The organism is Pseudomonas sp. SBT1-2 (assembly GCF_028640875.1).
Classification (GTDB): domain Bacteria; phylum Pseudomonadota; class Gammaproteobacteria; order Pseudomonadales; family Pseudomonadaceae; genus Aquipseudomonas; species Aquipseudomonas chlororaphis_I.
Genome location: NZ_JAQZAA010000115.1, coordinates 46,093 through 70,375, shown reverse-complemented (window position 1 = coordinate 70,375; position 24,283 = coordinate 46,093). Strand labels below are relative to the sequence as shown.

29 protein-coding genes are annotated in these 24,283 nt (G+C 63.4%); all 29 read right to left on the bottom strand.

Annotation, left to right across the window (positions count from 1 at the left end; all coding sequences use genetic code 11):
* Positions 1-2: 2 nt before the first annotated feature.
* On the bottom strand, positions 3-857 hold the full coding sequence (locus PVZ78_RS28980) for a glycine-rich domain-containing protein (RefSeq protein ID WP_273829639.1): 855 nt from the start codon (positions 855-857) through the stop codon (positions 3-5).
* 11 nt (positions 858-868) lie between these two features.
* Positions 869-1,468, bottom strand: a complete 600-nt coding sequence (locus tag PVZ78_RS28975; RefSeq protein ID WP_009042430.1) for a YmfQ family protein — start codon at positions 1,466-1,468, stop codon at positions 869-871.
* Positions 1,456-2,496 (bottom strand): baseplate J/gp47 family protein, encoded by a 1,041-nt coding sequence (locus PVZ78_RS28970; protein WP_009047316.1) that lies wholly within the window; start codon positions 2,494-2,496, stop codon positions 1,456-1,458. The genes PVZ78_RS28975 and PVZ78_RS28970 overlap by 13 nt, the downstream gene beginning before the upstream one ends.
* Entirely contained in the window at positions 2,486-2,884 is a 399-nt protein-coding gene (locus PVZ78_RS28965) for a phage GP46 family protein (RefSeq protein WP_009047315.1), read from the bottom strand. Before PVZ78_RS28965 ends, PVZ78_RS28970 begins: the two co-directional genes overlap by 11 nt.
* Entirely contained in the window at positions 2,884-3,393 is a 510-nt protein-coding gene (locus PVZ78_RS28960) for a phage baseplate assembly protein V (protein ID WP_009047314.1), read from the bottom strand. The genes PVZ78_RS28965 and PVZ78_RS28960 overlap by 1 nt, the downstream gene beginning before the upstream one ends.
* Before the next feature lie 116 nt (positions 3,394-3,509).
* Positions 3,510-4,550, bottom strand: a complete 1,041-nt coding sequence (locus PVZ78_RS28955) for a phage baseplate assembly protein (RefSeq protein WP_009047313.1) — start codon at positions 4,548-4,550, stop codon at positions 3,510-3,512.
* A gap of 3 nt (positions 4,551-4,553) precedes the next feature.
* The gene (locus PVZ78_RS28950; protein WP_101281897.1) at positions 4,554-5,792 is read right to left on the bottom strand and encodes a DNA circularization protein; all 1,239 of its coding nucleotides are present in this window, start codon (positions 5,790-5,792) and stop codon (positions 4,554-4,556) included.
* The gene (locus PVZ78_RS28945) at positions 5,779-7,731 is read right to left on the bottom strand and encodes a phage tail protein (RefSeq protein WP_101281896.1); all 1,953 of its coding nucleotides are present in this window, start codon (positions 7,729-7,731) and stop codon (positions 5,779-5,781) included. Before PVZ78_RS28945 ends, PVZ78_RS28950 begins: the two co-directional genes overlap by 14 nt.
* A 130-nt stretch (positions 7,732-7,861) precedes the next feature.
* Positions 7,862-8,158, bottom strand: coding sequence for a phage tail assembly protein (locus tag PVZ78_RS28940; RefSeq protein ID WP_007923972.1), 297 nt, complete (start codon positions 8,156-8,158; stop codon positions 7,862-7,864).
* Positions 8,155-8,502, bottom strand: a complete 348-nt coding sequence (locus tag PVZ78_RS28935; protein ID WP_007923973.1) for a phage tail tube protein — start codon at positions 8,500-8,502, stop codon at positions 8,155-8,157. Before PVZ78_RS28935 ends, PVZ78_RS28940 begins: the two co-directional genes overlap by 4 nt.
* Before the next feature lie 66 nt (positions 8,503-8,568).
* Positions 8,569-10,065 (bottom strand): phage tail sheath subtilisin-like domain-containing protein, encoded by a 1,497-nt coding sequence (locus PVZ78_RS28930; protein ID WP_028681834.1) that lies wholly within the window; start codon positions 10,063-10,065, stop codon positions 8,569-8,571.
* Positions 10,065-10,247 carry a DUF2635 domain-containing protein gene (locus tag PVZ78_RS28925; protein WP_007923975.1) on the bottom strand — a complete coding sequence of 61 codons (183 nt, stop codon included), beginning with the start codon at positions 10,245-10,247 and terminating at the stop codon, positions 10,065-10,067. The genes PVZ78_RS28930 and PVZ78_RS28925 overlap by 1 nt, the downstream gene beginning before the upstream one ends.
* Complete coding sequence (locus tag PVZ78_RS28920; protein ID WP_103331118.1) at positions 10,244-10,828, bottom strand: phage tail terminator protein; 585 nt, start codon at positions 10,826-10,828, stop codon at positions 10,244-10,246. Before PVZ78_RS28920 ends, PVZ78_RS28925 begins: the two co-directional genes overlap by 4 nt.
* Before the next feature lie 181 nt (positions 10,829-11,009).
* Positions 11,010-12,029: a contractile injection system protein, VgrG/Pvc8 family gene (locus PVZ78_RS28915; RefSeq protein WP_053268350.1), complete on the bottom strand. Its 1,020-nt coding sequence runs from the start codon at positions 12,027-12,029 to the stop codon at positions 11,010-11,012.
* A gap of 9 nt (positions 12,030-12,038) precedes the next feature.
* On the bottom strand, positions 12,039-12,251 hold the full coding sequence (locus PVZ78_RS28910; protein WP_023969822.1) for a tail protein X: 213 nt from the start codon (positions 12,249-12,251) through the stop codon (positions 12,039-12,041).
* A complete protein-coding gene (locus PVZ78_RS28905) occupies positions 12,244-12,627 on the bottom strand; it encodes a phage tail protein (protein WP_028681836.1) in 384 nt (127 codons plus the stop codon). Before PVZ78_RS28905 ends, PVZ78_RS28910 begins: the two co-directional genes overlap by 8 nt.
* Positions 12,627-14,888, bottom strand: a complete 2,262-nt coding sequence (locus PVZ78_RS28900; RefSeq protein WP_273829638.1) for a phage tail tape measure protein — start codon at positions 14,886-14,888, stop codon at positions 12,627-12,629. The genes PVZ78_RS28905 and PVZ78_RS28900 overlap by 1 nt, the downstream gene beginning before the upstream one ends.
* Positions 14,889-15,016: 128 nt before the next feature.
* Positions 15,017-15,598, bottom strand: a complete 582-nt coding sequence (locus tag PVZ78_RS28895; protein ID WP_273829637.1) for a phage tail assembly protein — start codon at positions 15,596-15,598, stop codon at positions 15,017-15,019.
* Positions 15,599-15,725: 127 nt separating this feature from the next.
* On the bottom strand, positions 15,726-16,232 hold the full coding sequence (locus PVZ78_RS28890) for a phage major tail tube protein (RefSeq protein ID WP_028681839.1): 507 nt from the start codon (positions 16,230-16,232) through the stop codon (positions 15,726-15,728).
* Positions 16,232-17,398 (bottom strand): tail protein, encoded by a 1,167-nt coding sequence (locus PVZ78_RS28885; RefSeq protein ID WP_016701993.1) that lies wholly within the window; start codon positions 17,396-17,398, stop codon positions 16,232-16,234. The genes PVZ78_RS28890 and PVZ78_RS28885 overlap by 1 nt, the downstream gene beginning before the upstream one ends.
* A gap of 2 nt (positions 17,399-17,400) precedes the next feature.
* Entirely contained in the window at positions 17,401-17,622 is a 222-nt protein-coding gene (locus tag PVZ78_RS28880) for a hypothetical protein (protein WP_009047302.1), read from the bottom strand.
* A gap of 99 nt (positions 17,623-17,721) precedes the next feature.
* Positions 17,722-18,159 (bottom strand): phage tail assembly chaperone, encoded by a 438-nt coding sequence (locus PVZ78_RS28875; protein WP_273829636.1) that lies wholly within the window; start codon positions 18,157-18,159, stop codon positions 17,722-17,724.
* A gap of 2 nt (positions 18,160-18,161) precedes the next feature.
* Positions 18,162-20,144 (bottom strand): phage tail protein, encoded by a 1,983-nt coding sequence (locus PVZ78_RS28870; RefSeq protein WP_273829635.1) that lies wholly within the window; start codon positions 20,142-20,144, stop codon positions 18,162-18,164.
* Positions 20,145-20,780: a phage tail protein I gene (locus PVZ78_RS28865; protein WP_009047299.1), complete on the bottom strand. Its 636-nt coding sequence runs from the start codon at positions 20,778-20,780 to the stop codon at positions 20,145-20,147. It lies immediately after the preceding gene.
* A complete protein-coding gene (locus PVZ78_RS28860; protein WP_009047298.1) occupies positions 20,777-21,772 on the bottom strand; it encodes a baseplate J/gp47 family protein in 996 nt (331 codons plus the stop codon). Before PVZ78_RS28860 ends, PVZ78_RS28865 begins: the two co-directional genes overlap by 4 nt.
* The gene (locus PVZ78_RS28855; RefSeq protein WP_007924012.1) at positions 21,769-22,101 is read right to left on the bottom strand and encodes a phage baseplate protein; all 333 of its coding nucleotides are present in this window, start codon (positions 22,099-22,101) and stop codon (positions 21,769-21,771) included. Before PVZ78_RS28855 ends, PVZ78_RS28860 begins: the two co-directional genes overlap by 4 nt.
* Before the next feature lie 13 nt (positions 22,102-22,114).
* Positions 22,115-22,723, bottom strand: coding sequence for a phage baseplate assembly protein V (locus tag PVZ78_RS28850; protein WP_016701985.1), 609 nt, complete (start codon positions 22,721-22,723; stop codon positions 22,115-22,117).
* Between the two features lie 3 nt (positions 22,724-22,726).
* Entirely contained in the window at positions 22,727-23,251 is a 525-nt protein-coding gene (locus PVZ78_RS28845; protein WP_016701983.1) for a hypothetical protein, read from the bottom strand.
* 221 nt (positions 23,252-23,472) lie between these two features.
* The gene (locus PVZ78_RS28840; RefSeq protein WP_016701982.1) at positions 23,473-24,237 is read right to left on the bottom strand and encodes an N-acetylmuramoyl-L-alanine amidase; all 765 of its coding nucleotides are present in this window, start codon (positions 24,235-24,237) and stop codon (positions 23,473-23,475) included.
* Positions 24,238-24,283 lie beyond the last annotated feature (46 nt).

Below are 24,283 nucleotides of genomic sequence, written 5' to 3'. Positions count from 1 at the left end.
GTTCACCACTCGATCAGCATGAAACCTGGGGCGCCGTTCCCGCCAGGTTGTGCAAGGCCGGAACCCGCAATGTAGTAGCCTCCAGCTCCACTGCCGCCAGCGCCATAGCCAAAGGCCGGCTTACCTGCAATCCCGGAGGACGTACCCGACCTTGCGATACCTCCACCAGCACCGAATGGCCCGCCGGCCCCTGCCCCTCCTATACCGGCAACAGTATTGGGCGAGACATCCGTAGCATCACCTCCTGCCGGAAAGCCATTACCTCCTGGAGGACCTGGCACATAACCAGAGAGATTGACCCCAGGAGGACCTCCATTCCCGCCAGACAGCGACAACAGGGAGCCAGCTGTACCGACCCATGTATTGCCCCCACTGGTCGCCAATACCGCGCCATTGCCACCCACCCCGGCCGCGCCGATCACCACGGGAATGACCTGCCCCGGCGTCACGGTGACAGGAAAGCGGATAACCGGCTGCCCGGCACCGCCCCCACCCCCACCGGAGGCAGTCGCACTCGTGCCTCCGGGGCAGGCGCCGCCACCGCCCCCACCCGCACACCCACTGAGCCAGATCTTCGTCACGCCCTCCGGCACGGTGAAGCTGCCATTGGCGGTAAAGCGCTGAATGCCCAGCCCCGCGCTCTTGCGGCTGATGCTGCGGATCGCGCTCAGCAGCTGCGTCAGGTTCGCCTCGCTGGGGGTCAGGTCGGCCGCCGTGATCACGGCCAGCAGTTCCTGGGTCACCCCATTGCCCCAGTCCGCCGGAATCAGCGATCCCGGGGTGCCGGTCAGCGGGTTCTCATCGACGAACCTGCCGTTGACCAACCCGGCACTGGGCACACTCTTCGGATAATCCATCGGTCTATCCCCTAGTCATAATTGATGTGCACCCGCGTATGGGCCGGTGCGCTGCGGTGGATCTGGCATTCCAGGGCGGAGCCCGGGTTCATGCCGAAACGCTCGCCCCAGTAACTCGCGCCAAAGCGCCGGCCCAGGAGCAGTCGTCCACCGGTGTTGAGCGTCCACATGAATTGCGCCTGCCAAGTGCCGAAATGCGCGTCACCAAACCGTGCGCGGCCCATGCGCGGGGCTTCGTGCTCGGTGATGGTGGCGTTCGGATACCCCTGGCTACGGGCGATCTCGATGTAGTAGGCGAGCGCCTGGCTGCCGACGGCCAGCAGCCGCCGGCGCACGGCCAGGCGGCGGTCGTCGAACAGCGGGGTCGCACCCAGGCAGGGATCGGGCAGGTTCATCACCCGTTCCCAGTCCGGTACCAGCTCGCTGGCGCCCGCCGGGTCCATTTCGTTGAGCAGGTCGGCGGCGCGGGCGTCGAGGCGGGCCAGTTCCTGGGAGACGCCTTCGAGCACCTCCTCGAGTTCCGGCACCCGCTCCGGGTCCCAGGCCGGGCCGCTGGGCAGCAGACTGCGCAGTTGGCTCTGGTACTGCGCGGCGGTTCTTACTCCAGCCATACGCAACCTCCGAACGTCAGCAACTGGTTACTGGCGGCGGGGACATCCGCGGCCGGCGCGCTGAGCCGGTGATCGTTCTCGCCGGCGGCACTGCTGATGGCCTCGCGGATATGGCTGATCAACAAGGTGTCGCCCAGGCCGGCCTCGCGGTTGTGCAGATCGCGCAACTGCGCCTCGACCGCCGCGCGTACCGCGCTGGTGTCCGGCGACAGCCGCAGGCTGTAGGTCACCGGCAATTGCTGCGGCGCCAGCACATGCAACTCGGCCGTCACCGGGCGCAGCGGTTCGATGTAGGCCTTTACCTCCGCCAGTTGCTCGGCATTCGGGATCGGTTGCGCATCGTCGTCACGCATCACGAACAGGCCCACGGTGCCCGGCCCCAGGTAGCTGCCACGGCACCAGGCGCGGGTAATCCCCGGACACTCCAGCGCCCAGGTTTCATAGTCCTGGGCCGAGCCGCCGTGGGGGATGATGCGGTAGGAGCGGATCACCCGCGCGCGCAGCGATTCCAGGCTTTCCGCGGCGACGCCGCCGCTCAGGCCGGGGGCGAGCACGGTGAAGCTGTTGCCGATGCCCTGGATCGGTTGCACCGGGATCAGGTCCAGGCCGGCCTCGGCATTGCCCAGGGTGCCGGCGTCGAGGGCCTGGACGGTGGTGCTGTTGTTGCCGGCGCTGGTGGTGCGGGCGGCGGTGACTTTGTAGGTGCGGCCGTCACTGGCCTGCAGCAGGGTATCGACGTCCAGTACGGCGCCCGCCGCGGCGCTGAAGCTCACCGAACCGCTGGCCGCCTGGGCGGCCTTGCGTGGCTGGTTGAGGCGCAGCGCGGCGATGCGTTCCAGGGTCGACTCGTCGGCCTTGTCCGGCAGGATCTGATCGGCGATCCAGTCCAGGTAGCCGTAGAGGCCATAGGCGGCGCCACCGAGGGCGCGGGCCAGCACTTGCGCATCGGACTGGCGCAGCGCATCGCTGGCCAGGTCGCTTTGGGTGCGCTTGATCAGCACCGGCAGCGAAGGGGTATCAAAGGGCATAGGTCACCTGCCAACTGTTATCGGGGTTGATGTCCAGGCGTTCACCGTTGGCCAGGACCAGCGTCGTGCGCAGGTTCAGGCGCTGGTCGTCGAGACGTTCGCTGATGATCTCGACGGCGCTGCAATGGCCATCGTCGATCAGCCATTGCAGGGCTTCGCGGGCATAGAACTCGGCGTCGAGCTGGGTCTGGCGGGTGAGCTTGACCCGCCGCAGCAGCCACAACCGCGAGCCGATGCGGTCGTCGGCCACGGTGGGGAAACTGTCGCCCCACCAGCCGAAGCGCTCCTCGTCATCCAGCGGGTCGTCGTCCGCCGCGCGGCGCCAGGTGAACAGGCTGATCAGCACGGCACGGGTCAGTGCGCGGTGCAGGTCTTGGCTGATGAACATCATTGGCCTCCCGCCGGCGCGCCGGTCTGCCCGCTACCCGACTGCACGCCGCCATGCACGTGCTGGATCTGGCTGATGCCGCCAGCGACCTGATCGCCCTGGGAGACGATCTTGCCGGTCTGGGTCAGGGTCGGGGTGTCGATGTGCACCGCGCTGCTGGCGCGGATATTGAGCGTGGCGGTCTCGATGTCGATGATCCGCCCGCGCTTGAAATGAATCTTGTCGCCCTCGTCGGTGTAGATCGCCACTTCGCCGGGGGCCAGGGCCTTGAGGCGAAAACGGCGGTCGGCGACCACCAGCACGACGGCATGGGAACGATCGCCGCCGAGAAAGGTGGCGATGCCTTCGGCGCCGGCCAGCGGGTTGCTGGTGAAGCCGTAGGGTTCGAAGTGCTCCATGTCGTCGTTCACTTCGCCGGCGGTCAGGCGCATTTGCAGCGATTGCAGTTTGTTGGCCGAGTTGGCGAGCACGACGGTGCCGCGCGCCAACAGGCGTGTCAGTAGGCTCATGGTTTTTCCTTGACCTCTGTAGGAGCGAGCTTGCTCGCGATGGAGGCAGCACGGGGTGTCAGGCGGAGCGCTATCGCGAGCAAGCTCGCTCCCACACATGCATAAGGGGAACGACGTCAGGTTTTGGGGGGCACGGGGCTGGCGTCGAAGGTATGGGGCGGCGCCACCTGCAGGGTGGTGATCGAGCCCTGCTCGGAGAGCGAGTAGGTGACCTTGGAAATCAGCAGGTCCTGGTCGAAACCCAGCACCGGGTCGATCACCCGCACCAGGGTGTTGTGGCGCCACAGCTCGCCGTTGCTCTGGCGCCAGCCCTGCACCTTGTAGGTGCTGGTCAGGGCCTTGCCGGTACGGATGGCGCTTTCCCAGTCGGCCCGTTGCTGGGCCAGTTCCTGGGTCAGCTGGGCCGGCTCGTTGATCACCGTGACCCGCTTGCGCTTGGCCGTGCTGTCGCTGGCCACGCCCGACACTTCGCTGACCGCGGCGCCGCTTTTCTGGTCGTTGCCCTTGTGCTGGCCGATCACCCGGTACTCGGAAAACACCTGGCTGAAGTCCATCGGCGCACTGGCCGAAAGGATGTTCTGGCCCAGCTCCAGCACATCCACCGCGCGCCCGCCGCTGCCCGGCCGGGCCAACAGCACCCGGCCTTCGGCGTCGTCGGTGGAGAACACCCGGAACAACGTCAGCAGGCGGTCGATAGACTGGAACACGGTTTCCCCGGGCACGATGCTGTGGCTGCTCAGCCGCGTGGTTTCCGCGATCTCGCTGACTACACCAACGCCGTAGGACGCGGCCAGGGCCTGGACGATTTTCAACAGGCTCTGTTCGCGCCATTGGCCGGGCTGGTTGATCGCCGCGCAATCCACCAGGTCCTGGGTCAGGGAGCTGCCCTCGATGCTCAGGCCGATCTGCCGACCGTCATAGCTGATCGGCGCCTTGAACACATGGCCGCTGAGCAACAGGTCGGCGCCGATGCGCACCTGGCACTTGGCGCCGGGACGGATCCGTTGGTCCAGGGTCTGCCCGGGCCATTGCCAGGTCACGTCGAGCTTGAAGGTGCGAAACTGCCGCTCCAGGTCGGCGCTGATTTCGACGCTTTTCCAGCCGCCGTAATCCTGGCCGTCCACCGTCAACAGCACCCGGTTATCGAAGTTGCTCATGGCTCACTCCCCCGCCACTTTGACGTTGGTCGGCGGCAGGAAACCGGGATGGGCCACGCCGTTGCGCTGCTGCACTTCGGGCGCCCGGGTGGCGTCGCCGAACAGCCGGTAGGCGAGCACCACCGTCGGCAGGCTCTGCATCGGGTTCTTCACCACCAGCCGCACACCGGACGAAGCCACCGCGGTGAGATGGCCGTAGACCAACTGGCGCAAGCCGTTGAGCACCTCGTAGTGCACAGCATCGGCTTTTTCCGCCGCCTGCCAGATCGCTTCGTTGATCGAGTTGCGCAGCGCCAGCACCTCATCGGCCACCGGCACTTCCGCACGGGTCACCGGCTGGATCGCCTGCTTGGCCAGCGACGGCGTGCCGCTCAGCTTGACCGCCGGGGTCGCCACCGGCAGCGACGCCACGGCCTGGGCGATCCGCACCAGCACGGCGTCCTGCACCAGGTCCGCCATGGCTTGCGCCGCGGCGGTGGTGTCCTTGCCGGTGGTGAGTTTCGGCGTGTCGATCTTCTTCACCGCCTCGACCTGCTGCGAAACGTTGGCCAGCACGCCGCGATAACCGTTGCGCGCATAGTCCTTGAGGTCCTTGATGTCCCCCATCAAGCCCTTGAACTCGGCGCTGACTTCCTTGGGCAAGTCCTTGATCGCCCGCACCAGCAGATTGAGATCGCGGTAGGTGTCGATCAGCGGCTTGAGCTCCTGCTCGATGGTCTGGTAGACCTCCTTGAGGCTGTTGCGCAGATCGGCGATGCCGATGCGCGCGGCCTTGACCAGGGTCATGGCCTCCTCGAAGCGGCGCACCGCCGAGCCGATAAGGCTGTCGGCCGACACCAGCAACAACTGGCGGGTGTTGACCGTGGCGCTGGGGAATTGCAACGGCTGGTCGGGGTAGAACTTCAGGGTGAAGGTCACCAGGCCGCCGTCCTGGCGGCTCTGGGTCATCTCGCATTCGCCGACCTTGACCTGCAGGCGCCCCAGCCACGGATGCACCAGCTCGCCACTGCCCTGCTCCAGCGCCTGGAGCAGCTTGTCACGCTGCTCCAGACAATCGGCGCCGACGATGAACGCCGTCAGGTCGTGGGTCCGCGCCTGCCGCCCCAGGCTCTCGTAGAACGGCAGGTCACGCTGCGGGTACTCGTGCAACTGGCCCTTGTGGCCGACCGGGGTTTTCGCCTGGTCGACCCAGAACCCGACGCCACGAAACGACGCCGGCAACAAACGATCACGCCAGCTCATTGGAACCTCCTAGCGAAAGTGAGCGATAGCCGACACGCGACGACAGCGCCACGCCGGGTTGGTTGATTTGCGGCGCGCTGGTACGCAGGCCCGCCGGGGCGTTTTCGAAACTCACTGTCAGCCCGCCCTGCAATTGCGTGCGGTTGTTGGCCGCGCTCTGTTGCAGCAGCGAGGTGGAGCTTTGCGGCAGGCTGCCGGAAAGCGCCGAAGAACCCGGTGCCGGCTGGCCACCACCGAAAAACGCCGGCGCCAGCGCACCTTTGCCTTCGGCATTGGTTTGCCGCTGCGCCTCGGTCAGGTTTTCGACCTTGCCGGTGACGCGGGCGACGAAGCCGGCGAAACCACCGTCGAACAGTTCCCTGATCGGTGCGATCACCGCCTGCAGCCGTTGCCACAGGCCACTGAACCACTCGGTGATCGGCTCCCAGTTCTTGATGATCTGCCCCAGGGGCGACCACTCGAACATACCGCGCATAAACTCGATGGCCGGCGCCGCCAGGGCTTTCAACACCTCCCAGAGGGCCGCGAACACGTCGCTGATGGGCTGCCAGTTGGCGATGACCTGCCCCACGGGCGACCACTCGAACAGGGTGACAAAAAAGTCCTTGATGACCTGTGCCGCGCTTTTCAGGGTGGCCCAGATGGAGTCGAAGTAGGTGCTGATGGCACCCCAGTTGTTGATCACCATCCCCAGTGGCGAGGTATCGAACAACCTGACGAAGAAGTCCTTCACCTGTTGCGCCGGACCTTGCAGGCCGGCCCAGAGCGAAGCGAAGTAGGCGCTGATCGCGCCCCAGTTGTTGACCACCATCCCCAGTGGCGAGCTGTCGAACAGCCCGATGAAGAAGGCCTTGACCCGTTGCGCCGGACCTTGCAGGTCAGCCCAGAGCGAGGCGAAGAAACCGCTGATCGCTCCCCAGTTGTTGATCACCATCCCCAGCGGTGTCCAGTCGAACAGGCCTTTGAGGAAATCCATCGCCGGAACGGACAACGCCTTGAGCAACTCCCAGAGCGCCGAAAACAGGCCGCTCAGGGGCGTCCAGTTCTCAATCACCAGCCCCAACGGCGTCCAGGAAAACACCTGCTTGAAGAAGTCGACCACTGACGCGGCCATCGTCTTGAGCTGTTCCCAGAGACCGGCGAAAAATCCGGTGATCGATCCCCAATTGGCGATCACCATGCCCAGCGGGGTCCAGCCGAAGACAGTCCTCAACCCCGCCATCAGTTGCGTGGCGGCGTCCTTGATGCTTGCCCAGAGGGTGACAAAAAACGCCGACAGCGGCTCCCAGTTGGCCACGATCAGGCCAGCCGCCACCGCGATCCCCAGGGCGACCAGGCCGATGGGCGAGGCCAGCAGGCCGCTGCTGAACAGGGTCACGGCGGACGAAGCCAGGGTCATGGCGCCGCGGATCGCGGTGAAGGCCAAGGCGCCGGCGGCGAGGCCCTGGACCAGTTGCGGGTTGCTTTCAATGACCTTCGCCACAAAGCCCAGCAGCGGTTGCACGGCGGTCACTACCGAGTTGACCGCCGGCAGCAGCGCGCTGCCGAACTTTTGCGAAATATCGTCGACGCTGTCGCTGAAGGCCTTCAGGTTGGTGCCCGTCTCGCCCAGCACATCCTTGGGCGGTTCGATGCCCTGCGCCACCAGCTTGGCCCGCGCCGCCTGGTTCTCGAATTCGATGGCGGAATTGACCCCCGCCACGAAGGGCGCGGCCAGGCCACCGCCCTTGATCAGGCCGGAAAAATCCAGCCCGCCCAGGCCGCTGTCTTCGATGCTTTTCTTGAAGTTGCTGACTTTCGAACGAACCTCGCCCAGCTCGGCGTCCAGTTTCTGCATGCCTTGCATGACCACCAGCATGTTCACCGTGGTCTGCACATGGGTCACGCTCAGGCGCTGTTTGATGCTCGTCTGATTCAAGCTTTGATTGATGTTCGCCATCACTGCACCTGCTGCATCGCATTGATCCGTTGCGCGTGCTCCAGGGACTCCCGGAGCACATCCAGTGGCCTGGCCATCATCTGTTCGGGGTCAACCTTCCAGAACCAGGCCAGGTCATAGGCAACCGCGATCAGGTCGCTGATGGCTCCGATGCCGCACTCATGAAAAAACTCGCGACCGCCCAGCTCAGGGCGTTGAGGTCAGCCAGGTCCAGCTGGTTGACCGAGGACGGAGGAATGCCGGCACAGACCGCGATGTACTTGGCCGCGACGTCCATGTCGAGGCTGACTTCTTCGCTCTTGTCGATCTTGTACGGCAGCGCCTTGATCGCCCGCACTTCCTGCACCGTCGGGCGGCGCAGGGTCAGTTCGGTCAGCGGTTCGCCGTGGGCTTCGATGGCCACACGCAGCTTTACGCTATCGCTCATTGCCAGGTCCCCTTGATGCCTTCGAACTTCAGTTCGATGCTCGCGTCGTCACCCTTGGAAACCGGCTCTTCCACCAGGTAGGCGCCGGCCAGGACGTAGACCTTGCCGTTGCTGAATTCGCAGGTGACGGTCATGTCGGAACCGGCCACCAGCTGCTTGAGCGGGAAGTCCGGGGTGTGCAGCGCCGTGACCTTGAAGGACGGGGCAATGTCGGTTTCCTTGTAGAAACCCGGCACGATGGTTTCCCGTTTCACGGACATCAGCGGTGCTTCGCAGCCGCCGTTGATGGTCAGTTGAGCGCCGTCCACTTTGACGTAGCAGGTGCCCGCAATCAGTTGACCCATGGTGTTTCTCCCAAAAAATGAGCCCGCGCGAGGCGGGCTGGAAAAGCGCAGTGAAAGAGGCTCGGCTTAGGCCGCCGCGTCGTACTGCAGACGGAATTGGTTGAGCAGCGCGAACACTCGCAGGCCGTTGATGTAGTCCGGCGGGAACAGCACGTTGACCCGGCTCGGGTCCTGGCTGTCGCGCTCGACGATCAGGTGCTCGGCGAACAGCTCGGCGTTCTCCACGTGGCCTTCCAGTTCCAGCTTGGCGTACTGGGCGATCAGCTCGCCGCGGATGGTGCTCGGGGTCACGATCGGCTGGCCGGCACCGAAGCGGGTACCGTCGGCGGCCAGTTTGTGGCGCCCGTACTTGCTGGTGATCACGCTTTGCAGGCGGCGCACGATAAAGGCCGACTGGTGCATGGTTTCGCTGTCCAGGTAGGAGTTGTCGGCCTGGCCGTAGGCGTTCTTCTGGTAGGTGGTGATCGAACGCTGGATGCGCACGTAACCGCCTTCGTAGTAGGCGGTGGCGATGCCGTAGCTGAGCAGCGACTGACGCTCGGTCAGGGTGAAACGCTCGCTGGCCGGCGCCGGATCGACACCCGGCAGGCTGCCGCTCTGGGTCGGACGGCTGGCATCGGCGGAGATGAACACCGAGGTGCGCGCGGCCAGTGCGGCGGCCTGCACCCAGAACGGTTGCGGTACGCCCGGCTCCAGGGCCTGGATGGTGATGTGCTGGTCGTTGCGGGCCTGGCCGGCCGCCACCAGGGTGCCGACGGTACCGCGCTTGGCGCTGTAGACATGACCGAACAGTTGCTTGGCCCAGGACCAGCGACCGGTGCTGTCATCCATGACGGCTTGCCAGGCGTTGAGGGTCGCGGTGTCGGTCCACGGCATGCAGATGAACTCGAACGGTTCATCGCCCAGGGCCGCCAGGGCCGCGACCTGATCCGGCACGCCGGCGCCGCCGGCCATTTTGCCGACCGTCACGCTCAAGCCAGCCGGGGTTTCTTCGCCATTGCTCTTGCCCAGGCGGTTGAGCTGCAGGCTGATGTCGTTAGCGCTGTCGCCGGTCCACTTGGCGGTCAGGGTCAGGGTGCCTTCGACCGCGGCGGCGCTCACCGGCAGGTCGGCGGCGGCGTTGATTTTCAGCGCCAGCGCGCTGGCGGCCTGCGCCGCGGTGGCGGCATTGACGATGGCGGCCTGAACCCGCACACCACCGACATACAGGTTGAGCACGCCGCTTTCGCTGGCGGTGCCGGTGAACTTCAGCTCGGCCTTGGCCACGCTGCCTTCGACGTTGTGCAGCGGCAGGCACCAGATTTCACCGATCGGGTCGGTCTTGCGCCAGGTCTCGTACATGGAGGCGAGCATCGAGCCCTGACCGCCGATGCTCTTGGCCAGCGCGACGCTGGACACCAGCACCAGCTTGCCGGTTTCGGCCGGCGCGACGTTGTCGTTGACCTGGGCCACGATCAGTCGGCGCATGGCCGAAGACGCGCTATTGGCCGCCGAATTGTCCATCTCGGCGTAGAACAGCGGCACACGAATGTCCGCCGGAATATTGCTGAATCCGATCGCCATTATTTGGCTCCTTGTGGTTTGGCCGCCTTCGCGGCCTTGAGGGTGATATCGCCATCGGCCAGACGCCGGCGCCACCAGGCGTTGTCGTCGACTTCACGGCCTTCCAGCGGCAGCAGGTCGCCGGCTTCGGGGTCCGGCACGGCGCGGCCCGCGGCCGGCAGCACAGTGATGCGTTTGCTCATTGCGTTACGTCTCCAGAGAAAGTCAGTTCCAGGCGCCCGTCGGGCCCCGGGTGTTGCAGGTTGGGGTCCGCCGGATCGATGGCATCGACCCGCACCGTGACCCCGGTAAAGGACGGCAGGCCGTCCAGTTCACGCTCACGCCAGGTTTCCGCCGGCTGGCTGGCCAGGTTGCGTCCCAGCTGGAACTCGGCGAAAAAGCGCAGCTGATAGAACAACCGCGTGGCACTGAGCGAAACCATCTCGCCACCGTCGTATTCGATCGGGTTGTAGTCCGCGCCCGGCTTGAACCCCACCAGCGCCCGCCACAACTCGGCCCGCAGGCTTTCGAGTTGCTCCAGCGCCTGCCGGGCATCGCTGGCATCCAGCACCAGGGTGATCACAAAGCGGTCGCGGATGGCCTGGCGGGTGACGTTCTGCCCGGTGCTCGGGCTGGCCAGATCGGCGATCGGCGTCACATGGGCACTGGGGGTGGGCAACGCGGTATTGCTTTGCAGCAGCGCGAGATCGACGCCGACGGCCACCTGATTGGCCAGGCCGGGGCAGTGATCGCGCAGCTGCGTGAGGATCGGAGTGATCTTCATGAAGAAGCTCCAGAATCGAATGAGATAAGAAAACCGAGGGCGATACCCAGCAGCCATTGGCGATGCACAAAGGGCGAACGCTCCCCTCCCCCCAACATGTGCTTGAGCTTTATCAGGGGGGGTGACAGGGGGAAGGTTGCGGACGGCCAGAGAGATCAGGCCGCCGTTGCGCCGGGCAAACTCAGTCCGGCTGGGGCTCCAGGCATTTGGCCGAGAGGGTGCAGCGATAGCCCTGGGTACGGGAGCCGCTGGAGGTCACCTTCTTGATCGACCAGCGTCCCCGCATGAAGCCGGGCCAGGTATCGTCAAGCAGGACCAGCCCCTCGGCCGACAACGCCGGGTTGCCAGGGCACTCGATCTGGATATTGCGCGCCTCACGCTCCTGCCTGCGCATCTCGCTGATGGCCGCGGCCAGGGCTTCCTGCTCGCTGGCCCGGCGCTTGCCCAACTTGTTGAAGGGCGCGCTACCGACTTGCACCACTCGCTCCTTGGCGGCGGCGCTGTCCCACCAGGTGCTTTGGCAGCCCTGGAATTTCGAGCGACTTTCCTCATCGACCTTGGCCGAAATGAAGGCCGAATCCCCCGGGCGGTTATCCCGGGTCACCGACAAGCGCACATCCGGCAGCGTTTGTCCCGACAAAGACTTGACCTGACCGCTGCGAGCCAGCACATACAGGCCGTTCACCGGTTTGGTCACCGCGCCGTACTCCCTGGCCAGGCGCGTCAGAAAACTCATGTCGGTTTCGTTGGACTGATCGACATGAGCGATCTGTACCCCATCCAGCTCCGGCGCCACCCGCGGCGAAAACCCGTGGCGGGTGACCAGTTGACGAAACAGCGCGCCAAGGGTGATCGGCCCGTAGCTGGCGGATCGGCGACGCCTGAAACCCGTCTCGTCGCTCTCCTTGAACGGCGCGGCGGTGGCCACCAGCACCAGGCGCATGGGGTACAGGAAGGGTGTGCGCCGGGCAATGATGAATTGCCCCTTGTCCACCATGCCCGACTCCAGGTAACCGACCCGCAAGCCGATGCGGCCGCCCAGGCTGGGCAATCCGTCGAGCCCTTCGGTATCGAGGGTCAGGGTCAGTTGATCGGATTCGATCCCGGCCGCGTCGATGTGCTGCCATTGCACCAGACGCTCATTGAGCAGCGCCGCGTTGGCGCCGTAGATCTCTACCGACGGCGTAAATCCAAGTGCCATGTCGCCTCCTTAATCCCAGGCCGATACTGGCGTTGCGAGTACCGGCCGGGTCTCCAGCTCGGGCAGTTTCACCCAGAGCCCCGCCGGCAGCACCGGCCCATGCTCGGCCAGCCCTGGATTGAGCCGCCAGAGCGCTTCCTCGGCGGCATCGTCGTTGCGACCAAGCTCGCGGTAGAGCAGCAGGTTCACCGAATCGCCAGCAATGCTTCTGACCTTACGCATTGATGAACTCCGTCAGTTCTATGACCCAGTCGTTGACCATCGCCGTGCCGTCATCGATCACGTAGCTTTGGCTCTCGGACACACTGTCGATTCGCCACAGGCCCCAGTTGCGGCCGATGCCATCGACCAGCGGCAGCGGCACCCGCAACGCCTGCAAGGCACGCAACTCATCGAGCCGCGTCATGGCGATCGCACGCATGGACTTGCCACTGATTGTCAGCCCTTGCAGGCCCTGACCGGTCTGGCTGGATTTAGGCTTGCTGGTGAGAATCTCCAGGCTCACCCAACCACCACCCGACTTGCGCACCAGGGAGCTGTAAGCGAACCCTCGCGACTGGCCGAAAATAAAATTGCCCAGCACCATTTGCTGTCGCATCAAACACCTCCATCGCTCAGGGCGGCACCGCGTCTTACCGCGAGTGGGTCGGTCATCATCAAGGGTATGAACTGCGCCCTGAGCTGTTGCAGCACGAGGTCGGCAATATGCTGGGAGCTGGCTTGATCGGGCCCGCTGATCTGAATGACCGGGGCGAAGGTGATCGGCGGGCTGACTGCCTGACCGGCACCCGCCGGGTTCGCCGGCTGGCCGCCCACCAGGTCGTTCTTGACCTGCTCCGGCGAGCTGAGGCGATCGACCAGGGCACCGAGCTTGTCGCCCAGGCTGGCGCCGTAGTCACCGCCATAATAGCCGCCGAACAGTCCACCGACGGCCGCACCGAGCGCCGTTCCGATGATGGGCACGACACTGCCGATCGCCCCGCCGAGGGCAGCCCCCGCGGAAGCCCCCGCCCAGCCGCCACCGGCGGTTCCCAGGCCAGAAGAGAGCATCTGGGTATCGCCGGTCACCAGGCCTTCGGCGACATCCACCGCGGCGCCGAGGTACTTCGCCGGCCCTGGAGCCCTGCGGCTCAAGGAACGAACCGAGGCCTGCGACCCGGACAGACCGAAAGCAAAGGACGAACCTGCACCTGGAACAGCGGCCGTGGCTTTCAGCGCTTTCTGGGTAGCCTTTTTTGCGGCCCTCCTTGCGGCCTTGCCTTTGGAACGTTGTTCCTGGGGAACATCTATGCTCGGACCGCTCGGGGAACTCGGAGCACTGGGACCGCCCGAAGGACCTGGAGCGCCGGGCTGGCGAGCGCCAGCACCGTCAAGGATGCGCTTGGCGCCACGGTTGAACACCTCGTCCACCACCGCCTTGGCCTGCTTGCCGATCAATGGCGCCAGCGCCGCGCCGAGCAGCACGATGGCGGCCGTGACCTTGGGAAAGGTTTCGGCCAGTTCGCTGAGGCCATCCACCAACTCGCCAAGAGGAGTAAGCGTACTGTCGACTACCGGTGCCAACGCGTTGCCCGCGGCAGTGGACAATCGCTCGGTGCGGGCCTCGAAGGTGTCCCAGGTGGCTTTCTGGGTCTTTGACTGCGCCAGCGCCGACTCCCGTACCGAGCCCTGGTAATTCGACTCCGAGGGGACGTCTGGATCCGAGCCGGCTACCCGGGAGAAGGTCTGCTTGACGTCATCGAGATTCTGCGCCAGACGCAGCACCGCCTGATCGCCCTCGGCAAACAATGCCGTGGCCAGCGTCGACCGCTTCTCGGCGGGCTGCCTGTTCAGCGCCTGCAGCACCGATGCCACAGTTCCCCCAGCATCCTCGCGCAAGCCCCCGGCCACTTTCCCGGGGTCCAGTCCCAGCGCCTTCCAGGCCGCTTGCTGAGTCGCCGTTGCCTGATCACCCTTACCCAGGGTCGTGGTGATGTTCTTGAGCGCACTGCCGGCATCGGCCTTAGACGTATCGCTGTTGAGCAATGCCGCCGTGAGGGCCGCGGCCTGCACCGGCGCCAGGCCAACCGAGGTCGCCGCACCACCATGACGCTGGAGGATGGCGCCGATATCAGCCGCCTCGGCGTCACCGGGGACTTTACCCAGGTGATTGGTCGCATCCGCCAGATCCATGGCCTGGTCGGCGTTGAGCTTCATCGATGTGCGCCAGCCGGCCATCATCTCCCCGGCATCCGTGCCCGACATCTTGAATGCCGTCGCGGTGATTGCGGCAGCATCGGCAAAGGCCAGCAACGCCTTTTGCCTGGCTTCGCCCGAGCCTTGATCGCTACCGATCCCCGCCTTGGCCGCCGTGTATTCGATCCTTACCAGATCGACCGCCTTGGTTCCCCCGGCAGCAATCTGTGGAAGCGCAGCCATTCGCTGGTTTTCCACGGCCATTGTTTGGCGATCGCTCCCCTGGAAATCGACCAGGCGCCCCAGGTCGGCCATCGCCGAGTCCATGCTGATCGCAGGCTTGAGCAGGTCCGGCGGCTCGATGCCGCCGCCTGCCTTGCCCGCACTTTTTTGCTCGCCCTTGGCGCCGGCAGCCTGGCTAACCGTAACCACCTGCCGCAGACGTTGCGACGACAGGGTCAGGTTCAGGGCGTCGAGGCTGGTCACCAGCAACCCGATATCGGCGCTGAGGGTATCCAGTGCCCGGTCAAGACCGGGTAGCCGATCCTTGGGCTGGGCTGCCAATCCACCCGACGGCGCGATGCTCGCGACGGGCGTGTTCAGGTCGACCGACCTGGGGTCACCGAACGTCAACCAGCCTTCCTTGACGGCGGTGAACTTGAGCGAAAACTTATCGTCCGCCATCCCGCTCTACTCCTGTTTCACGCCAAGGCGAGTGATCGCGATGTCGTAGCGGCGTAATGCCTTGCCGGCGTCCCATTCCAGGATTTCCGCTTCACTCACCGAGTAAATGAGCGGCACCACATCGAGTATCACTTCGATGTCGCGCTCCGAAAGAAGGCCGCCGGTTTGTTTAAAAAATCGTCGATGCGTACCTGCAGCTGGGTCCAGTCGGGCACCGTCAGCTGGGCAAGATCAGGAATCATCAGGCCAGTGCAATGGGCGGTGATGAACTCAGCGCGCTCCTTGGCCGTCTTGAGTTTTTTCATCGCTTTGGTCGCCCGCAGCGCCGGCATTTCCAGGGTCAGCGAGGTCACGTCCTGGCCGGCCACGGCCAGCGGCAGCAGCAGTTGCACCTGATCCGGGTTGTCGTCGCTGATCTGCTCCTCGGCCTGTTTGAGGAAGTGGGCGGTCGGACGGGTCGACATCTCGTGAACGTACTGCGCAATGCTCACGTAATCCGGTCGCTTGAGCTGATCCAGCTCTTTCACCGACAGGCCGGTGGCCAGCTTGGCCAGCTCGAAGAACTGATCGTCCTCATCGTCGCCGGCGCGGGCCAGCGCTTCTTTCTGCGCGGCGTAGAACAATGGCTTGAGCTGAATCTGCGCGATCTGCGACTCGTCGTCGGCGGTGATCGGGCACAGCAGGACATGGATCGGAGGCGTCCAGGACATGAATGAATTCCTATGTAAAAGGTAGGAGCGAGCAGGCTCGCAATAAGGATCGGCCAACGGATGCGATGTCGTTTGTCAGGCCGTCATCGCGAGCGTGCTCGCTCCTACAGGAGGGGAGTGTTGCGAGTTAAGGCATCAGTACGGCGCGACGGGCATCACCGAGGATGTCGACGCCGTTGAGCATGAACTTCTGGGTGCGCACGTCGATGTCGATCACCGGCACGCCGTTTTCCAGACGGTGGTAGGTACGGCAGCTGAGCTCCAGGTTGGTCTTGGGCTTTTCACCCATTTTCAGCATCGTCTCTTCCAGGGATTTCAACTTGCCACCGACCGTGTGGTAGGTGAAGTAGGTGTTGCCATCCTGGTCCTGGCCGGCTTCACGCACATTCAACAGAATGTCGTCGCCCACGCTCACGCCGAGGGCGAGCATGATTTCCGGACCTACGCCCTGGAGGGTCAGCTTGGCATTGAGCACCTTGCCGCCCTTGGCCATTTCTTCGGCGATGAAGCGCCCGCCGCGCATCTCTTCCATGTCGAATTCGATCTTCGGCGGGGTGAACTCTTCCACGGTCGCCGACAACGGCAGGCCTTGCAGGGTGGCCGCGATGGCCTGTCTTACGCGGTTGGTAAACATTAGAGAACATCCTCCAGGAACTGCTCGATGATTTCATCGCGGGCGTTGAGCTGATACACCATGTGCTCGTTCGGCGCGTAGCGGCCGTAGTCGATGACCACGTACCAGGTACCGTTTTTGTACTTCTCGACGCTGTTCAGCTCGGGGTGCAGGTACACGCTGCCGCCCGGGATGGTTTCGTCGGCGACCAGGGTCTGCAGCCAGTCGTTGATGCGCTTGACCTCCTGGTCCATGAAGGACTTGGTCAGGTTCTTGGCCATGGCTTTCTGGCCGGCCTTGACCAGCTTGCGGCTGATGGCATCCTCCAGGCCGACATAGCTGATGAACTTGCCGGTGATGGAGCGGTTACCCAGCAGCGAGAAGCCGCCGAGCACGGTGCGGGCGTAGTAGCTGACGCCGTAGCGGTTGAGCAGGTCGCCCTCGGTCGAGGTGTCGAGAATGTTGTATTCCACGGTGCGCGAAACGTCTTCGGCGTAGGTCACCTGGTTGCCCGGGCTCTCCCACTGCTTGACCTTGGCCAGCGCAGCGATGGCCAGGCTCGACGGCGCCAGGAACACGTTCTTCTTGGCCGCCTTGGAGTACACGGCCGGCATGTTGTGCACCACCAGGCAGCGGTCAAAGCCCAGGTCCGCGCCGCCCAGTTCCTTGCTGTAAGTCACCTGGTCGGCGACCGAGGCATCCTTGCCATCCAGCACCACACGAGCCTTGATGCGCTTGCCGAAGGAAGCGAATTCGCCAGCCACCGCCTTGGTACCGGTAAAGCCCGGCGCGCCGATGATGGTCAGGTCTTCCGGGACACTGCCCAGGGCCGCCAGGCCGAGCTTGCGGCCGGTGGTGGCATCGACGCCGCCGATCACGTTATTGACGGTGTCGGCCGGGGTCGCGCCCTCTTCGACGATCACCACATAGACCGGAACCTTGACCACTTTGAGGATCTGGTACACCGCCTGGAACAGAGTGCCCGACTCGGCACCGGTCGGGTCCAGCAGCGCCTGGGTGGTGAAGCTGTTGATGCGGAACGGCGCATTGCGCGGAATCAGCGGGTCGGCCTTCGGCGCGGTGCCGACCAGACCGATGACGTTGTCACCCAGGCCACCCATGGCCTCGGGGGATTCGGTGGCATTGACGGTAATGCCGTTGTGCTCGAAGTTCAGAACCTCAGCCATGGTTATTCAGCCTTCTTGGCAGCGGCCTTTTTGGCCGCGGTGGATGGGGTGGCCGGTTCGGCCTGTTGGCGCGTTTCAAGGACGCTGGTCAGCTCCAGGCGGCCGGCGGCACGCAGGGCACTGGCCTCGACATCGAGCAGTTCCAGTTGCTGGCCGATGCTCGACCAGTGGCCGCCGCCGGTGGGGAACGGCACGAGGACGGTGTAGGTTTGGCGGTTAGCCATTTCAGTCTCTCCAGATACGAAAAAGCCCCAGGTGAGTGAGGCTGTTGGGTGTTGTGTATTGCTTTGCGGATAAGAAAACGCCCCGTCGGTGCGGGGCGTTTATTGGAGCTGTTCGAGCATCCAGATCGGAGCCGCAGGTCGTAACTCTTCAGTAGGAAAATCCGAAGTCTCTGGCCAGCTTCGCAGGGCCGAACGGTAGGCTTGAAGTTCGGCGTACCGATCCTTGTCAAGCGTCGTTCCTGAGCCTGCTTCCTGCTCGTCACGGTGCCTAGCCACAAGTGAATCTGTCAGCGACAGATTTTGATTACGCCATACTCGCTCAGCAGCGACGATAGCTTCAGTTGAGGTCTTCGGCTGATCCACAATAGAAGGCAATCCATCATCACCAGGAACAACAATTTTTCCCGCTGGTAACGGCTGGGCGAAACACTGGCGATAAACATCGTTTGAAATTTCGAGAGCATCACTTGGAATATTGCTGTGAAAGCCAGTTAAGTAGACGCCGCCTGTTGTTGCTGAATACAGATACTTGGCCACGATTAGTACCCTATCGCGATGTAAGAAAGAATTGGCTTACCATTGTTCACCCCACAGGCGTATACCCAAGTGCCACCGGTCAACGTTCGCCCTTCAATAGAAGTATTCGTAAATGAATTCGATGCGATGCCAGTGACAATGCTAGTGGTGGCAGCCAGAAGAGCATTAGGAAATGCAATAGGCCAGGTTACTGGCGTATAAATGAATGTATTGGCGGTGACAGTACTAGCCGTCTGGACATAACCCCATTGAACAATCAGACCTCCGAGCCAAGACGGAAACGCGATATAGCCATTGGAGGCCAAGCTGAGTGCGAACCCACGCCGTAGCTTTTTGGGTGTAACAAACGTTGCGTCATCACTCCCCCCTTCAACCTGAGTTTGAGTAGCAATCCTGGCCAAACCAATATTGGTTTCCGTTGCTTGCCGCGCCAAACCTTCCAGCGCTGCAATATCAATGCTTCCCTGATTGACCGGGGCATTCCAAGCCTTGATACACCACATGACAGCCAAGTTGCGTGGACGAGCCCCAATCAGAGCACCATTGGAAAAAATGTTATCCGTATCGAGAAACATAACTCCGCCCGTGTCTGGGGCGTCGACAGTCGAACCTACTCTCGGATAATCAGACTTTTTTATTAAATCTCCACTAACAGCCGCAATGCCGCCGGGAAAGTCTGTGCTCTCAAGGCTTGGAAACTGATAAGCAGCAGTCGTATTTTGCTTTGCCGCACCATTTGCAAGCACCGCGTCCATACCAACCGCCGTTGCTCTTTGATAACTACCAATCTCCCGACCAGCATCAACCCCACGACCGTGATCCCAGCCACGCAGAAACTCAGCACGCGACTCTGGTAAACGAGTTGAATCAGCAGGATCACCCGCTCGGTTGAATTTCTTATCGAGAAAGACCGCCAAGTCTGGATACACGACATCTTTGAAAATAGTGTCAGCCGAAACCTCAAGAAAACCAGGCGGTATTTTAGCCAGCGGAAAAGCAACCATAGTACCGACAGGCAACGCAGACATACGTGCAACCAAGGCGTCGATTTCGGTCTTGGTATACGAATCCTTAATACCATGTCCGGCCAAAGTTTCTGGAGTTTCTCCCTCTGTTACTCGCCCGTACTTATCCACCTTCACTCGGTTGTAATACCCAGCTTGAATACCAGTGCGGCCGGCCAACATCTCAAATTTCAGAGCAGTAGTGCCAAGCGTTATCGGGCCGTTTGTGACCAGATGCCACAACGAATCACCGTTTGCGGCGCCTTCCTCTACTATCAGATTCAGACCCGGACTAACCTTGGCACTCGTGTTGGCATCAGATGCGCGAACCCAAGCATCGTTAGCCACAACATAAATGCCGTTATCTTTGGCCAGCACCTGTGCAGTTAGCAACACCCGTTGGCCTGCAACCAGGGCAATGCCATCAATAACCTGGGCACCGCTGAGCACGATATTCTCCGTGGCAACTGCACGTACCGACTGCTTACCATCCAGCTTTGCCAACTCATCAGCGAGATAAGTTGTGACCCAAGCCCGCGTCGCCTTGACCACCGTATCGTCGATCAGCAAGGTCACCAGCGAAGCATTGCTGGTCTCGAAAATCGAGCGGATATAGAACTCTTTCCCCGATCCCGAAGTCGCCAGCACCGGCTTGAACGACTCCGGATACTTGACGATGGCGTAAAGGATCCCGGTATCGGTCCACAGCCCGGCCTCGCGTACATACCAGCCGCCGACTTCAGGTGGGATGGTCACTTCGGCCAGCAGCCAGCTGGGGTTTTTCTCGTCCTGGAACAGGGCATTGAGCGGACCGCGCCAGACTTCGCGCTTGAGGGCAGTGTCGGTCGCAGCCGGGTTGTAAACCGCGCCACCTCCGTCACCGACGGAAATCTGCGACAGCTTGATCGGTACGCCTGCTGCCTTGCAGGCGGTTTCGTAGGCGATCCCCGCATTCGTGAGCAGGGTGTAATAGTCGGCCATTTAGGACCCCTGAGGATAAATAGTGGATGTTTCGACGCTGTACAGTCCGGCGGCCATGAAGGCCTGGCCCGAGGCTTCAAGGCCCTCGACGACGATCGGGTAGATGGTGGTCAACTCGCCGCAGACGGTCGCCGCCCCGATGGAGTGGGAACCGAATGCGCTCAGGCCCACGGATACAGTCAAGGTGTCGCGTTCGCTTTTGGCATCCGCCAGGCGCCGATCGAGGCGCGCGTCGATCTCTTCGCTGTAAGGCCGCTCGGTGAAGGCCCTGACCGAAAAGCTGTAAGGCGCCCCCGGTGGGGTCTGCTCATACCAGGCGCGAACCTCGGGCATCAATTGCAAACCCTTGGCGGCATTTTCCAGCGCCTTTCGTGTGCCGGCCTGACGCGCGGTGGGCCAGGCCAGCTCGACCGTCAAACGTTTTTCGGCCTCGGGCGCTTCGGAGCGCCACTCGCCGACACCCCGATCAGCCGCGAGATAAGGCAAGAATTCAACCGGTGTTTCGGCGGGGCTCATCAGCTCCGGAAACGGCGGCGCGATGCGTTCGAGCAACCGGGCAAAACCCAGGTCGAGCGCTCTTTCCAGAGGCGAGCTGTTGACCGGCAGGAGACTCGGGTGAACGGCTTCATCCTTCATAGCGTGAGCACCTCCACCTCGACATCCGTGCAATACGGCGCCTGGAAAGCCGTCGTGACGATCGGCGCCAAGGGTTCGAGAATTTCCAGCTGCACCGCACCCGCGGCATGCAGCGTGTAATCGATCCAGCTCGGATCCACCCGCCCTTCCAGGCGATGACAACTGTCCGCGTAAGCCTGGAGTTGCCGCTGCGTGGCGACCTGGGTCAGTCCGGAATCGGGGCCCGGGTTGATCTTGGCCACCACGCGGATCTTGTAGGGTTTGATCTGCGCCGCCTGCACCGTCACCCGATCCGTTTCCGGCTTCACGTCCGGTCGGGCAAAGTGTCGGCGTACGCCTTCGAGCAGGTCCTCGGACGGCGTGCCGTCGCCTTCCCGCGAGAGCACAGTGACCTGCACTTCGCCCGGTGCGGTACGGCGGCCGTTGCCATCCTTGACCTGAGCGGCGAAGCCGTCCGGATCGAAGGTGTAGGTGACGGTCACCACGCCCGCATCGGTGGAGTCCACCTTCACCGTCGGCCGCTCGCCGAGGGTGAAGACTTCGCGCCGGTACTGCATGCGCGAACCGGCGGCCGGTGCGTGGGGCGCCAGGTAGTAGCGCAGGCGGGCATCTTGGTCGCTTTCATAGACCGCGGGGACCGGTGGAAAGGCCGCCGGATCGCCCGGGTCAAGCAACTGCCGCTCCAGGCCCATGTCCGCCAGGCGCGCATCGAGATTGCTGCCGGTGGCCCACCAGGCCAGCATCTGCTTGATGCGGGCGTTGTACTTGCGCTCATGGGTCTGCAGGCGCAGGCAGAAGGCTTCCAGCGCCAGGGTCAGCAGCTCGCTTTCGTTGGCCAGGCTGGCCTGCAGTTTCTGCGCATGGGCGGGGGAACGCTGGGCCACGTAATCGATGACGAAGGTCTTGAACTCGGCAAGCAGCGTCTCGAATTCATCGACTGTGACAATGGCCGGCTCGGCCAACTGGTGTTCACCGGGTATCAGCATGCTCATGTCACGACCTCGAACGTCTGTTGGCGGTTTTTCCAGGTGCCGGCGAAACGCAACAGCAGCCCGGCGCCGCGCCGGCTGGCGACTATGACCTGCGGCTCGAAATCGCCGATGCCGTTCTGCTCGTTGTAGAACGCCTGCGCGGCATGACTCTGGGCGAGGATCAGCAGGTCATCGCCAAGGTTCTGGCCCAGCAGGTCGGGAATCAGCGAGCCGTACAAAGGGCGCTTCTGCCGGGTGCCCAGCGGCGTGGTCAGGGCGCGGGTCGCGCGCTGCACGAACTGCAGCCAGTCATCGACCGCGGCGCCGGTGTTTCTATCGACTCCAATCATGGAAAGCCTCTTATCAAGGGCTGATAACGCGGCCCTGGTGTTCCACCAAGGGGCCGCTGAAGTGGATGCCGGCGCTGTCGAGCAAGATGCCCACCGCGCCCAGCCGCAGCTCGATCGCCTCGGGCCTCATCGCCAGCCGGGCGGGACCGATGCTCAACTCGACCGCCTCGCGGGAAGCGGTGAGCGCGGTCTGGCCGTTGCTCCAGCTCAAGACATGGCCGGCATCGTCATAACTGCTTTGGGTGCCATCGGCGTATTGGCGGCGGGTCAGCGCGGCCAGGGTCGACACCGGTGGAAAGCGGTCGCAGTTGAGGCCGAACAGCGCCACCGACTGGGCCCCGCCGTCGCCGCCACCGTAGTTGAGCAGCAGGCACTGCTCGCCCACGGAAGGAATGCGCGATTCGCTTTGCGCGCCGGCGCTGGGGTTGAAGAACCTGATTGCCGGCGTCAGCAGCTCTCCGTGGCTGACCCGACAGGTGTTGCTGGCCGCATCGACCGACTGGCACACACCGATACGGCAATGGTTTTCCGTCCGCCGGTGCAAGTCATCGAGTTCGGTTTCCATTTCCGCCAGTCGCTCGATGATCGGGCCCAGCTGCATGCGCAGCAGCTCGTCAAACATGGCTCAGCCCTCAAGTGCTTGGTATTGGTCGGGGTCATCGATGTTCGAGACTTCCCAGGTGCGGGCGAACTTCGGTATGCCAGTCGGGTCGTCCAGCAATGGCTGGCCGAGGTACAGCGTCTGGGTGAACGACAGCGTCCAGGCGGCGTATTGCTGCTCGCCGCGAATCAGGGTCGAGGGCAGGCCCTCGAGGTTCATCGGCAGGTCGCACTGCACTGCCGGGAGGCCCCAACGGTTATCCGTAGCGAGATCCTTCAGCACGCTCGCCAGATCGCAGGCCTCGAACCCGGAACGCTCGCTCCCCACAGCCGCCACGGCTTGCAGCGAGATCGTCAGGACATGGGCGATACGCCCTTCCTGGCTGCGCATGCCCGGGGCATCGCGCTCGATCGCCATCAGCACCCAGGCCTGGTCGAGCAGACCATCGAAGTCCTGGTGACTGCCAACCTTGAGGCCAAGGCCCGCCCCTCGCAGGGTCTCGGCAATGGCGAAAAACAGCTGCGACGGCTTGTCGATGACGGCGGGCATAGGGGGGCTTCCTGTTCGGATATCAGGGTTGAGATTGCGCTGGGGTGCTGCGGATGTGGTGCGAGCTGGAGGAGCGGTGAACGTCGGTTTGAGCAGGGCTCTGGCTCGCCAGATCGGTGCGCGACATCGCGAAGGGCTGGGTGATGCAACGAATGACTCACGAGACTTTGCTGAGGTCCGGCATCACCTTCGATGGAGACCTCAGCCCTGATTTCGCCGAATCAGGCGTACTTCTCGTTCAGCGCATAAAGGATCGCGCAGGTTTCCACATCCAGTTTCCCGGTGTAGTTCTTCGGCCTGAAGTGCATCTGGAACGCCCGCACCAGCGACTGGAAGAAGTCATCCGTTGCCTGGGCCGGCACGCCATAGCCGTAGGTGGCGAAAGCCTTGAGCACTTCGGCACGCTCGGGCAGCCCGGCAGTGCGGAATTGCTGGACGTATTTCTTCTTGGTCGGCTCGTCGTACCAGGCGCCGATACCGGCCTTGTAGAGTTCTTTCCAGGGCAGCTTGGGGCCCGGATCGGATTTGCGGCCCACCGCGATATCGGAGTGGCCCACCACGTTTTTCGGCGACATGTCCGGATAACGCTGGAGAATATTCAGGGCCAGCTGCTTGAGCGCCTCGACCTGGGAGCGTTCGTAATCCGGGAAGGTGAAGACACCGTTGATGTCGGTGGCTTCGTTGACGATCTCGATGCCGATGGAGGTGTCGTTCAAGCCGCTGCGACCGGCCCAGTCACTGACACCGGCATGCCAGGCGCGGTCTGCTTCGGCCACCAGGTTGAAGATTCGTTGTTCCTGGAAACCCGCGGCCTGATACGTCGGATCCTGCACCGCCGGGATCAGGTAATGGGCACTCGCCGCGCCGGTGGTCAGGGCCTTGACCGACGCCTCGAAGTTCAGCGCCGTGTAATGCAGCACCAGGAACCGCACCCGCTTGTTATAGGGCGCAAGGGTGCGATAGCTGTTGTAGTCGATTGGGATCATGGTTTGCCTCTGTTTGAAACGGATGGATGGACGGCGCTGGGCCGTA